Origin of the sequence: Nonomuraea sp. NPDC046570 (assembly GCF_040645915.1) — a bacterium.
Lineage (GTDB): Bacteria > Actinomycetota > Actinomycetes > Streptosporangiales > Streptosporangiaceae > Nonomuraea.
In genome coordinates this window covers 46,843-58,580 of sequence record NZ_JBEYZF010000040.1, presented here as the reverse complement: position 1 = coordinate 58,580, position 11,738 = coordinate 46,843, and the positions used below count along the sequence as shown (strand labels likewise).

The 11,738-nt window shown below is 70.3% G+C and carries 12 protein-coding genes; 4 read left to right on the top strand and 8 right to left on the bottom strand.

Features of this window, described 5'->3' with window-relative positions; genetic code table 11:
- Positions 1-40: 40 nt before the first annotated feature.
- Genes aspS through ABZ911_RS37220 form a run of 3 tightly spaced genes read right to left on the bottom strand, consistent with a single transcriptional unit; the run spans position 41 to position 3,719 of the window.
- Complete coding sequence (gene aspS, locus ABZ911_RS37230) at positions 41-1,786, bottom strand: aspartate--tRNA ligase (RefSeq protein WP_358067279.1); 1,746 nt, start codon at positions 1,784-1,786, stop codon at positions 41-43.
- A complete protein-coding gene (gene hisS / locus ABZ911_RS37225; protein ID WP_358067276.1) occupies positions 1,783-3,039 on the bottom strand; it encodes a histidine--tRNA ligase in 1,257 nt (418 codons plus the stop codon). Before hisS ends, aspS begins: the two co-directional genes overlap by 4 nt.
- Positions 3,039-3,719: an MBL fold metallo-hydrolase gene (locus ABZ911_RS37220; RefSeq protein WP_358067273.1), complete on the bottom strand. Its 681-nt coding sequence runs from the start codon at positions 3,717-3,719 to the stop codon at positions 3,039-3,041. The genes hisS and ABZ911_RS37220 overlap by 1 nt, the downstream gene beginning before the upstream one ends.
- A gap of 139 nt (positions 3,720-3,858) precedes the next feature.
- Between ABZ911_RS37220 and ABZ911_RS37215 the strand changes: the two genes are divergently transcribed.
- On the top strand, positions 3,859-4,734 hold the full coding sequence (locus ABZ911_RS37215; protein ID WP_358067270.1) for a peptidylprolyl isomerase: 876 nt from the start codon (positions 3,859-3,861) through the stop codon (positions 4,732-4,734).
- A 61-nt stretch (positions 4,735-4,795) separates the two neighbouring features.
- Positions 4,796-6,025, top strand: a complete 1,230-nt coding sequence (locus tag ABZ911_RS37210) for a DUF349 domain-containing protein (protein ID WP_358067268.1) — start codon at positions 4,796-4,798, stop codon at positions 6,023-6,025.
- Between the two features lie 125 nt (positions 6,026-6,150).
- Here the strand turns inward: ABZ911_RS37210 and ABZ911_RS37205 are convergent, their stop codons facing one another.
- Together ABZ911_RS37205 and ABZ911_RS37200 are read right to left on the bottom strand one after the other, a co-directional pair.
- Complete coding sequence (locus ABZ911_RS37205; RefSeq protein ID WP_358067265.1) at positions 6,151-6,897, bottom strand: SDR family oxidoreductase; 747 nt, start codon at positions 6,895-6,897, stop codon at positions 6,151-6,153.
- Positions 6,894-7,052 carry a hypothetical protein gene (locus tag ABZ911_RS37200; protein WP_358067262.1) on the bottom strand — a complete coding sequence of 53 codons (159 nt, stop codon included), beginning with the start codon at positions 7,050-7,052 and terminating at the stop codon, positions 6,894-6,896. The genes ABZ911_RS37205 and ABZ911_RS37200 overlap by 4 nt, the downstream gene beginning before the upstream one ends.
- Positions 7,053-7,058: 6 nt before the next feature.
- Between ABZ911_RS37200 and ABZ911_RS37195 the strand changes: the two genes are divergently transcribed.
- Positions 7,059-7,214, top strand: a complete 156-nt coding sequence (locus tag ABZ911_RS37195; protein WP_358067259.1) for a hypothetical protein — start codon at positions 7,059-7,061, stop codon at positions 7,212-7,214.
- A 287-nt stretch (positions 7,215-7,501) separates the two neighbouring features.
- A complete protein-coding gene (locus ABZ911_RS37190; protein ID WP_358067256.1) occupies positions 7,502-7,654 on the top strand; it encodes a hypothetical protein in 153 nt (50 codons plus the stop codon).
- A gap of 113 nt (positions 7,655-7,767) precedes the next feature.
- On the opposite strand, the gene ABZ911_RS37185 is transcribed toward ABZ911_RS37190, so the two are convergent.
- The 3 genes from ABZ911_RS37185 to secF form a co-directional block, all read right to left on the bottom strand.
- A complete protein-coding gene (locus ABZ911_RS37185) occupies positions 7,768-9,963 on the bottom strand; it encodes a bifunctional (p)ppGpp synthetase/guanosine-3',5'-bis(diphosphate) 3'-pyrophosphohydrolase (protein ID WP_358067254.1) in 2,196 nt (731 codons plus the stop codon).
- A 192-nt stretch (positions 9,964-10,155) separates the two neighbouring features.
- Complete coding sequence (locus tag ABZ911_RS37180) at positions 10,156-10,668, bottom strand: adenine phosphoribosyltransferase (RefSeq protein ID WP_358067251.1); 513 nt, start codon at positions 10,666-10,668, stop codon at positions 10,156-10,158.
- 67 nt (positions 10,669-10,735) lie between these two features.
- A complete protein-coding gene (secF, locus tag ABZ911_RS37175; protein WP_358067248.1) occupies positions 10,736-11,737 on the bottom strand; it encodes a protein translocase subunit SecF in 1,002 nt (333 codons plus the stop codon).
- Position 11,738: the final 1 nt, after the last annotated feature.

Here is an 11,738-nt window from a genome sequence, read left to right as displayed (position 1 = left end):
GAGGGGGCGCGGGCCTCGTCGCGTCCGCTACGGCCTCAGGCTAGGCCTTGGCCGCCTCGAACTTCGGCTTGGCGTCGACGCCCGCCTCCTTGCGCTGCTCCATCGTGATCGGCGTGGGCGCGCTGGTCAGCGGGTCGAAGCCGGAGGCCGTCTTCGGGAAGGCGATCACGTCGCGGATCGAGTCGCCGCCGGCCAGCAGCATGCAGACGCGGTCCCAGCCGTAGGCGATGCCGCCGTGCGGGGGCGGGCCGTACTGGAAGGCGTCGAGCAGGAAGCCGAACTTGCTCTCCGCCTCCTCCTTGGAGATGCCCAGCACGTCGAAGACGCGCTGCTGCATCTCGGCGCGGTGGATACGGATCGAGCCGCCGCCGATCTCCATGCCGTTGCAGACCATGTCGTAGGCGTAGGCCAGCGCCTCGCCGGGGTGGTCCTGGAAGTTGTCGGCCCACTCGGGCTTGGGGCCGGTGAACGGGTGGTGGACCGCGGTCCAGCCGCCCTCGCCGTCCTCCTCGAACATGGGCGCGTCGACGACCCACAGGAACGCCCACTGCGACTCGTCGATCAGGCCGCAGCGGCGGCCGATCTCCAGGCGGGCCGCGCCGAGCAGCTCGCGCGAGGCGTTGCGGGCGCCCGCGGCGAAGAAGATCGCGTCGCCGGGCTCGGCCTTCACGAAGGCCGTGAGGCCGGACGCCTCGGTCTCCGACAGGTTCTTGGCGACCGGGCCGCCGAGCGTGCCGTCCTCCTGGACCAGCACGTAGGCGAGGCCGCGGGCGCCGCGGGACTTGGCCCAGTCCTGCCAGCCGTCGAGCTCCTTGCGGGTCTGCGAGGCGCCGCCGGGCATGACGACCGCGCCCACGTAGTCGGCCTGGAAGACCCGGAAGGACGTCTCGGCGAAGTAGCCGGTCATCTCGACGAGCTCCTGGCCGAAGCGCAGGTCGGGCTTGTCGGAGCCGTAGCGGGCCATCGCGTCGGCGTAGGTCAGCCGCGGCAGCTGGGCGGGCAGCTCGTAGCCGAGGATCTCCTTCCAGATCCGGCCGATGAGCGCCTCGCCGACCGCGATGACGTCCTCCTGGTCGACGAAGGACATCTCCACGTCGATCTGGGTGAACTCCGGCTGCCGGTCGGCGCGCAGGTCCTCGTCGCGGTAGCACTTGGCGAGCTGGTAGTAGCGCTCCAGCCCGGCCACCTGCAGGAGCTGCTTGAACAGCTGCGGCGACTGGGGCAGCGCGTACCAGTTGCCCGGCTGCAGCCGTACCGGCACCAGGAAGTCGCGGGCGCCCTCCGGGGTGGAGCGGGTGAGCGTGGGCGTCTCGACGTAGACGAAGCCGTGCTCGTTCATCACCTCGTTGGCCAGGTAGGTGGCCTTGGAGCGGATCCGCATCGCGTGGGCGACCTGCTGGCGGCGGATGTCGAGGTAGCGGTACTTCAGCCGCGCCTCCTCGCTCACCCCCGCGTTGCCCTCGATCGGGAACGGCAGCGGCGCCGCCTCGCTGAGCACCTCGACCTCGGTGGCGACGACCTCGATCGCGCCGGTCGGCAGGTCGGGGTTGGCGTTGCCCTCGGGCCTGACCCTGACCTCGCCGACCACCTTCACGCAGTACTCGGCCCGCAGGTCGTGCGCGTGGTCCTCCTCACGGAAGACCACCTGCGCCGTGCCGGAGGCGTCGCGCAGGTCGATGAAGACCACGCCGCCGTGGTCGCGGCGGCGGGCCACCCATCCGGCGAGGGTTACCTGCTGTCCCGCGTGCTCCTCGCGGAGCGACCCGGCTGTGTGCGTGCGGATCACTGCACTTTCCCCTTCAAGAATTCGACGACCCGGGCCAGCGGCACCTCGGTCTGCTCTGCGGTGGTCAGGTCCTTCACTTGTACGGCTTGCGCCGCCAGATCCCGTTCGCCCAGGATCAGCGCGAAACGGGCCCCCGAACGATCGGCCCCCTTCATCGCGCCCTTGAGCCCCTTGCCGCCGAAGGACATGTCGGCGGCGACACCGGCCGCGCGAAGCCCGGCGACGAGGGCGAACATGGCGCGGTTGGCCTCCTCGCCCAGCGCCACACCGTACACCTCGCAGCGCGGCGGCGTCGGTGCCTCGAGCCCTTCGCGCTGCATCGCGATGACGGTGCGGTCGAGGCCGAGCCCGAAGCCGATACCGGGCAGGGCGGGGCCGCCGATGGCCTCCGACAGCCCGTCGTAGCGCCCGCCGCCGCCGATGCCCGACTGGGCGCCGAGCAGCGGGTGGTCGAACTCGAACGTGGTGCGGGTGTAGTAGTCGAGGCCGCGGACCAGCCGGGGCGAGTCCTCCCACGGGATGGACAGGTCGGCCAGCAGCTCGCGGACCCGGTCGTGGTAGGCCTTGCAGTCGGCGCACAGGTGGTCGCCGATCAGCGGCGCGTCCTCGACCTGGGCGCGCACCTCGGGGCGCTTGTCGTCGAGCACCCGCAGCGGGTTGATCTCGACGCGCTCCATGGTGGCCTGGTCGAGGTCGAGCCCGCGCAGGAACTCCTGCAGCCTGGCCCGGTAGATCGGGCGGCACTCCTTGCAACCCAGCGAGTTGAGCAGCAGCCGGACCCTGGTCAGGCCGAGCGTGGTGTACCAGCGCCAGGCCAGGGCGATCGTCTCGGCGTCGACGGCGGGGTCCTCGCTGCCGATGGCCTCCAGGTCGAGCTGGTAGAACTGCCGGTAGCGGCCCTCCTGGGGCGCCTCGGCGCGGAAGACGGGGCCGTCGGTCCACACCTTGACGGGGAGCTGGCCGCGGTGCAGGCCGTACTCCAGGACCGCGCGCAGGACGCCCGCGGTGAACTCGGGGCGCAGGGTCAGCGACCTGTCGCCGCGGTCGGTGAAGGTGTACATCTCCTTGCTGACGACGTCGGTCGACTCGCCGACGCCGCGGGCGAACAGCTGGGTGTCCTCGAAGACGGCGGTCTCCAGGCGGGAGTATCCGGCCAGCCGGGCGGTCTCGGCGAAGGCGCTGCGGATCTCGAAGAAGGTCGCGGCCTGCGGCGGGATGTACTCCTTGACGCCCTTTGGTGCTTGGAAGCTCATTAGATCCCTCTGCTGGGACCGGCGTGCGGCGCTGCTTCCCTGAGATAGGGGTTGGTGGCGCGCTCGCGGCCGATCGTGGTCTGTGGTCCGTGGCCCGGCAGGACGACCGTCTCGTCAGGCAGCGGCAGGCACGTGGTGGCCAGGCTGCGCAGGATCGTCGGATAGTCGCCGCCCGGCAGGTCTGAGCGGCCGATGGAGCCGGCGAACAGCAGGTCACCCGAGAACATGATCTCGTCTTCGGGCAGCCGGAAGCTCACCGACCCCCTGGTATGGCCGGGCGTGTGCGCGACGGTGAACTCCAGCCCGGCGAGCTCCAGCGTCGCGCCGTCGGACAGTTCCTTGACGTCGTCGGGCTCGCTCAGCGTGATGCCGCCGAAAAGCTGGCTCGACGTGGGCGACCAGCCCGCGGCCGGGTCGCTCAGCAGGTGCCGGTCCTCGGGGTGGATCCAGGCGGGGACGTCACGCGCGCCGCAGACGGGGGCCACCGACCAGACGTGGTCGAGGTGGCCGTGGGTGAGCAGGACCGCGACGGGCTTGAGCCGATGCTCGCGCAGCAGATCGTCGACGCCCTCGACGGCGTCCTGCCCCGGGTCGACGATCACGCACTCCTCGCCCGCGGCGGGCGCGACAAGGTAGCAATTGGTCTGGAAGGCCCCTGCGGGAAAGCCTGCGATGAGCATCTGCCTCAGCGAGTCTCGTCAAGAAAACGGATGAGAATGTAACCGAAGCGTACCGGTGCTGGCCGCTGGGCTGCGAACCATAACCCGTTGGCCGATACGATGCGCCCACCTCAGTTGATTGGCTATGGGAGGCAATACGGTGTCCACGGGCAAGGAGCGTCAGAAGCAGCTGGCGCGTGAACACTACGAGCGGCAGATGCAGCGTCGCGCCGAGCGGGAGGCTCGCGCCAAGCGCACCGCCGTCATCGGGTCGACCGTGGGCGTCGTCGTGGTGGTGGGCGGCATCGTGGCCGCGACCACGCTGCTGAGCGGTAACAACGACGGCGCGACGCAGAGCGCCGCCGACGCCACCCCGACCGCCGCGATCACCCCGACCGGCGCCCCCACCGAGGCGCCGCAGGTCACGCCGTCGCCCATCGACCTGAAGACGGTCTCGTGCGCCTACACCAAGGACGCGCAGGGCAAGTCCAAGGACGTCGGCCTGCCGCCGGCGAAGCCCAACCTCAAGGCGCGGACGATGACCGTCAAGACGGGCGACGGCGACATCGTGATCGATCTGCAGCCGAAGAAGGCGCCCTGCACGGTCAACTCCTTCGACTACCTGGCCTCGAAGGACTACTTCGACAACACCAGGTGCCACCGGCTGGTCACGCCGCAGGCGGGCGGCCTGGCCGTGCTGCAGTGCGGCGACCCGCTGGCCAAGGCCGACGGCAAGAGCCAGGGAGGCGACGGCGGTCCGGGGTACAAGTACGCCGACGAGAATCTCGGGGGCATGCCGTACAAGCGCGGTGTGGTGGCGATGGCCAACGCGGGCGCGGGCACGAACGGGAGCCAGTTCTTCATCGTCTTCGGGGATGAGACCGCTTCGTTGCCTCCGCAGTACACCCCATTCGGTACGGTCACCAAGGGAATGGAGATCGTGGACAAGGTGGCCAAGGGCGGATTCCTGGACGACCAGACCGCCCCGAAGGTACCCGTCGAAATCAAAGACGTGACAATCTCTGGCAAGAGCTGACGTAATACAACATAGGGACGGTCAGTCCCGAAGGGTCTGATGGAAAGTGCGGGAGGACACGGTGAGCACCGACCCGTGGGGCCGGGTAGACGACGACGGCACCGTCTACGTGCGTACGGCCGAGGGAGAGCGGGCCGTCGGGTCCTGGCAGGCCGGGGAGCCTGAGGAGGCGCTGGCCTACTTCCGCCGCAAGTACGACGAGCTGGCCGGTCAGGTCCAGCTGCTCGAGCAGCGGCTCAAGGGCACCGACCTGGCCCCCGCGCAGGCCGAGGCGAGCATCGTCAAGCTGCGCGAGGCGGTCGCCGACGCGCACGCGGTGGGCGACCTGGACGCGCTGGTGGCCAGGCTCGGCACCCTCTCGGAGCTGGTGGCCCAGCGCCGCGAGGAGGTCAAGGCCGCGCGCGACGTGGCCAGGGCCGAGGCCAGGGGCATCAAGGAGCGCATCGTCGCCGAGGCCGAGCGCATCGCCGACGAGACCACGCACTGGAAGTCGGGCGGAGAGCGCCTGCGCCAGCTCGTGGAGGAGTGGAAGGCCGCCGAGCGCATCGACAGGGTCACCGAGGCGGCCCTGTGGAAGCGCCTGTCGGCGGCGCGCACCGCGTTCGCCAAGCGGCGCAAGGCCTACTTCGCCGGGCTCGACGAGCAGCGCGAGGGGGTGCGCGCCACCAAGGAGCGCATCGTCGACGAGGCCGAGGCGCTGTCCGGCTCCACCGACTGGGGTCAGACCGCCTCGATCTACCGCGAGCTGATGCAGCAGTGGAAGTCGGCCGGCCGCGCCTCGCGCGAGGCGGAGGACGAGCTGTGGGCGCGCTTCAAGACCGCCCAGGACCAGTTCTTCCAGGCCCGTTCGGCGGTGTTCGCCGAGCGGGACGCCTCGCTGGCGGCCAACGCCGAGGTCAAGGAGGAGCTGCTGGCCGAGGCGGAGAAGATCCTGCCGGTGTCCGACGCCCGTACCGCGCGCGGCGCGCTGCGCTCGCTGCTGGAGCGGTGGGAGGCCGCCGGGCCGGTGCCGCGCGAGCAGCGCGACCGGCTCGAGGGCGGGCTGCGCAAGGTCGACGACGCGGTGCGCAAGGCCGAGGAGACCGAGTGGAAGCGCTCGAACCCCGAGGCCCGCGCCCGCGCCCAGAGCACCGTCGACCAGCTTCGCCACTCGATCGGGCAGCTTGAGGCGAAGCTGGCCAAGGCGCAGGCCGCGGGCCGGGCCAAGGACATCAAGGAGGCCGAGGAGGCCATCGCGGCCCGCCGCTCCTGGCTGGAGGAGGCCGAGCGCACGCTCGCCGAGTTCAGCTAGCCGCCGTCGTGGTTGCCCGGGTCGCCGACCCGGGCAACGCGTGCTCCTCGGGTGACACCTGCCTGTTCGACGGCCTGCGCTCGTGGGAGAACGACATCGTGGACGCGGTCCGCATCGAGTGCTGATCAGCCCGGTACGGTCAGGTTCTGGCCCAGGCCGCCGTCGACGGGCAGTTTGACTCCCGTGGTGAAGGTGGCCTCGGTCGCCAGGAACAGCGCCGCCGCCGCGACCTCGTCGGAGGTGCCGTGCCGCCGCATCGGCGTGGTCGCGTCGCCCACCTCGTGGATGGCGGCCCGCTCGGCCTCGGACAGCCCGGCCGCTCCGTTCGTGGGGGTGTCGATGAATCCGGGGCTGACCGCGTTCACCCTGATCTTCCTGGGCAGCAGTTCGGCGGCCAGCACCTGGGCGAGGGACCACACGGCCGCCTTCGACGCCGAGTACACGCCCATGCCGGGGGAGCCACTCGCGTCGGCCACCGAGGTGGTGAAGACGATCGAGCCACCCTCCCTGATCAGCGGCGCCAGCCGCTGCACGGTGAACAGCACGCCCTTGGTGTTGACGCCGAACTGCCGGTCGTAGGACTCCTCGGTGATGTCGGCGAGCAGGCCGAACTCGGCGACGCCCGCGTTGACGAACAGGTGGTCGATCGAGCCGAGCCGCTCCTCGACCGTGGCGCCGAGCGCCTGGATGTCGGCCATGCTCGCGAGGTCCGAGCGGACCACCTGCGCCCCGTCGCCGAGCTCGCGCGCCGCCTCCTCCAGGTTCTTCTCGTTGCGGCCGGTCAGCAGCACCTGGGCGCCCTGGCCGAGCAGCCGCCTGGCGATGGCCAGGCCCATCCCGATCGTCCCGCCGATGATCACTGCGTTCGTCATGCGCTCCCCCTGGTGATGAGTTCGACCAGCCTGGCCAGGCTGTCGTTTCCGTGTCCTGCTGCGACCGCCCGGTCCAGCAGTTCCTGGACCGGGGTGAACAGGCCGAGGTCGAGCCCCCTGACCTCGGCGGCGGCCACGAGGTTGGCGTACCCCACTGGTTGATGTCCAGGCTGGACACGTCCGTCGGGTATGTCCCCGCCTCGACCTGCTCGGCGAAGGCAGGCAGCGAGCCGGACATCGCGCCGAGCCGGGGCATCACCATCGCGGTGAACTCGCCCACCCGCTCAGCGCCGACCAACGCGGCCACCTGGAAGTAACCGGTGAACAGCCTGTACATCGCTCGCCGCCCGGTCGAGCGCGGTGCGCCTGTTCGTGGACAGGGCCGCCGCCGCCGGACACGCCGTCGGCGACGGCGACACCGAGGCCGTCGGGTTCGCGCAGTGGGGTTCGTCGCTGCGGTCGCCGACGAGCGGGTACGGCGGGCGCTGGCGGCGTTCGAGGAACTGGGTGACCGCTGGGGGCGGCTCAGGGCCACCGAGGGGCTCGCCCTGCTGGCCGAGGCCACCGCCGACTACCCCCGGCGGGCAGGCTGCACAGGGAGGCGTTGCGGGGCGCCGAGGACCTGGGCCTGTGGACCGAGGTCTCCTACAGGCTGTCCGCCCTCGGCCGCGTCGCGCTGCTGAGGGGCGACCTGGCGCAGGCCGCGGAGTTGCACGAGCGGGCGGGGCGGCTGGCCGCCGAGCAGCGCCCTGGGTGACCGCTGGGGGCAGGCGGCGGCGCTGAGGTGCGGCGGCGCTGGAGTCGTTCGAGGGGTTGGACGCGCCACACCGTAAACCCCGCGGACTCCGGCACCGCTGACGCGATCGCGACTCAGGTGCCGGCGCCGCTGACGCGGTAGACGTCGTAGACGCCCTGGATGGTGCGGACCGCCTTCAGGACGTGCCCGAGGTGCTTCGGGTCGCCCATCTCGAAGGTGAACTTGCTGACCGCCACCCGGTCGCGCGAGGTGGTCACCGACGCCGACAGGATGTTCACGTGCTGGTCCGACAGGGTGCGGGTGACGTCCGACAGCAGGCGGGGGCGGTCCAGCGCCTCCACCTGGATGGCCACCAGGAACACCGAGTCGTCGCTGGGCGACCAACTCACCTCGACCAGCCGGTCCGGCTGCTCCTTGAGCTGCTGCACGTTGGTGCAGTCGGCCCGGTGGACGGACACGCCGTGCCCGCGGGTGACGAAGCCGACGATGTCGTCGCCGGGCACCGGGGTGCAGCAGCGCGAGAGCCGTACCCAGACGTCGGAGTCGCCCGCCACCACCACGCCCGCGCCTCCGGCGCCGCCGCGCGGGCGGCGGCTGAGGCGGGTCGGCAGGGACACCTCGGCGATGTCCTCCTCGGCGCTCTCCACGCCGCCGATGGAGGCCACCAGCTTCTGCACCACGGACTGCGCGGCGATGTGGCTCTCGCCGACCGCGGCGTACAGGGCCGAGACGTCGGGGTAGCGCAGGTCGCGGGCGAGCGCCAGCAGGGACTCGCCGGACATCAGGCGCTGCAGCGGCAGCCCCTGCTTGCGCATGGCCCGCCCGATGGCCTCCTTGCCGGCCTCGATCGCGGTCTCGCGGCGCTCCTTGGAGAACCACTGCCGGATCTTGTTGCGCGCCCGGCCGGACTTGACGAACTTCAGCCAGTCGCGCGACGGCCCGGCGTCCGGGGACTTCGAGGTGAAGATCTCGACGGTGTCGCCGTTGCCGAGCCGCGACTCCAGCGGCACCAGCCGCCCGTTGACGCGCGCCCCGATACAGCGGTGACCGACCTCGGTGTGTACGGCGTAGGCGAAGTCGACCGGTGTCGCGCCCTCCGGCAGCGCCACCACCTGGCCGCGCGGGGTGAAGACGTAGACCTCGGAGACCGACAGGTCGAAGCGGAGCGACTCCAGGAACTCGCCGGGGTCGGAGGTCTCCTTCTGCCAGTCGAGGAGCTGCCGCAGCCAGGCCATGTCTCCGCCGGGCTTGACCTTGCCCTGCGGGCCGGCGGGGGCGGCGTCCTCCTTGTACTTCCAGTGCGCGGCCACGCCGTACTCGGCCCGGTGGTGCATGGCGTGCGTGCGGATCTGCAGCTCGACCGGCTTGCCCTCGGGGCCGATCACCGTGGTGTGCAGCGACTGGTACATGTTGAACTTGGGCATCGCGATGTAGTCCTTGAACCGGCCGGGCACCGGGTTCCACCGCGCGTGGATCGTTCCGAGCGTCGCGTAACAGTCGCGGACGCTGTCCACCAGGACCCGGATGCCGACCAGGTCGTAGATGTCGTCGAAGGCCACGTCGCGGGCGATCATCTTCTGGTAGACCGAGTAGTAGTGCTTCGGCCTGCCCTTCACCGTCGCCCGGATCTTGGCGTCGCGCAGGTCGCCGGAGACCTTCTCGATGACCTCCTGCAGGAACAGGTCCCGGCGCGGGGCCCGCTCGGAGACCATACGGGCGATCTCGTCGTAGCGCTTGGGGTAGAGCATCGCGAAGGCGAGGTCTTCCAGCTCCCACTTGATGGTGTTCATGCCCAGGCGGTGGGCCAGCGGGGCGAAGATCTCCAGCGTCTCGCGGGACTTCTGGTGGCGCTTGTGCTCGGGCAGGTAGCGCATGGTGCGCATGTTGTGCAGCCGGTCGGCCAGCTTGATGATCAGCACCCGGATGTCGCGGGACATGGCCACGACCATCTTGCGCACGGTCTCGGCCTGCGCGGCGTCACCGAACTTGACCTTGTCCAGCTTGGTGACGCCGTCGACCAGCAGCCCGACCTTCTCGCCGAAGTCCGCGCGCAGCTCGTCGAGGCTGTAGGCGGTGTCCTCGACGGTGTCGTGCAGCAGCGCCGCGCACAGCGTCTCGTCGTCGGTGCCCAGCTCGGCCAGGATCGTCGCCACGGCCAGCGGGTGGGTGATGTACGGGTCGCCGCTCTTGCGCTTCTGGTCGCGGTGGTGGTGGGCGGCCACGTCGTAGGCGCGCTCGATCAGGCGCAGGTCGGCCTTCGGATGGGTGGCCCTGACCGTCCTGAACAGCGGTTCCAGCACCGGATTCATGGCCACACCCCCAAACCGCCGTCGACGTACCCCCGGGACGCCCGGCGCCGTGTTTCCTGACACGGCCTCACTGTTACCGGCGTCGGTCACGTCGGGCACGACCACATCACGGGGCACACAGACTCCTCACGTTCGAGTCCAGATCCCTCAGTCTATCCAGGTGCGAGAGGAGGGCGCCGTCCCCGGGGTCGATCAGACGATCACGAGTGCCCGCACGTCCACACCGGCGAGACGCTCGCGACCTTTGAGAAAGGCCAGTTCCATGAGTACGGCGACGCCGACCACATCGGCTCCCGCCCGGCGCAGGAGCTCCACGGTCGCCTCCGCGGTGCCTCCCGTCGCGAGCACGTCGTCGACGATGAGGACACGGTCACCCGGCGCGAACGCGTCGCGGTGCACCTCGATGGTCGCGGAGCCGTACTCCAGATCGTAGGACTCCTCCAGCGTTTCGGCGGGCAGTTTGCCCTTCTTCCGTACCGGAACGAAACCCGCGCCCGCCCGGAGGGCGGCGGGGGCGGCCAGAATGAAGCCGCGGGCCTCGATTCCCACGATCTTGTCGACGCCGGGGAACATCCCGGCGAGCTCGTCGATCACCGCGGAAAACGCGACGGGGTCGGCCAGCAGGGGGGTGATGTCCTTGAACAGCACGCCGGGCTTGGGATAGTCGTGCACGTCCCTGATGCGGCTCAGGATCAGTTCGCTCATCTCACTCCTTCGGGGGAAAAACGGCGCCTCCGCCCCCCACCGGGAGCGGAGGCGCCGGACATTCGCGTCAGCCCTTGGCCGCGGCGGTGCGCTTGGCGCCCTTGCCGCCGGTGGAGGCGAGCCTGCGCGCGATGGCCTGGTACTTCGGCTCCCGCTCCTTCAGCGTCACCAGCAGCGGCGTGGCCACGCACAGCGAGGAGTAGGTGCCGACCACCATGCCGACGAACAGCGCCAGCGACAGGTCCTTCAGCGTGCCCGCGCCGAGCAGCGTGGTGCCGATGAACAGGATCGCGGCGACCGGCAGGATCGCTACCAGCGAGGTGTTGAGCGAGCGGATCAGCGTGTGGTTCAGCGCGTCGTTGGCGGCCTGCGTGTAGGTCTTCTTGGAGGTCGTGCCGAGCTTGGCGGTGACCTCCTTGATCATGTCGAACACGACGACCGCGTCGTACAGCGAGTAACCGAGGATGGTGAGGAAGCCCAGCAGGGTCGCGGGCGTGACCTCGAAGCCCGACCAGGCGTAGACCCCGGCGGTGATCACCAGGTCGTGGACGAGCGCGACGATGGCGGCGAGCGCCATCTTCGGCTCGAAGGCCATGCTCAGGTAGAGGATGATTGCGAGCATGAACACGCCCAGGCCGATCCAGGCCTTCTGGGAGACCTCACCGCCCCAGGACGCGCCGATCGACTGGATGTCGACCTGGTTCTCCGGCACCTTGTAGTCGGCCGCGATGGCCTTCTGCACCTTGGTGACGTTGGATTCGGTGAGCGTCTCGGTGGTGACCCGCCAGCGGTCTCCGGCCGTCTGCGGGATCGACTCGTGCACGCCCTCGTCCTTGAAGGTGGCGCGCACCTCCTCGATCGTCGCGGTCGGCGCCTTGAAGGAGAAGACGGAACCGCCCTTGAACTCCACGCCCAGGTTGAGCGGGCTGCCGTTGTTGACGGACATGCTGAAGATCATGCCGGCCAGAGAGAAGAGCAGCAGGAAGGCCGACAGTCCGTACCAGAGCTTCCTGCGCCCGACGAAGTCGACGTCGATCTCGCCTCGGTAGAGGCGGCGCCCGAGTCCCATG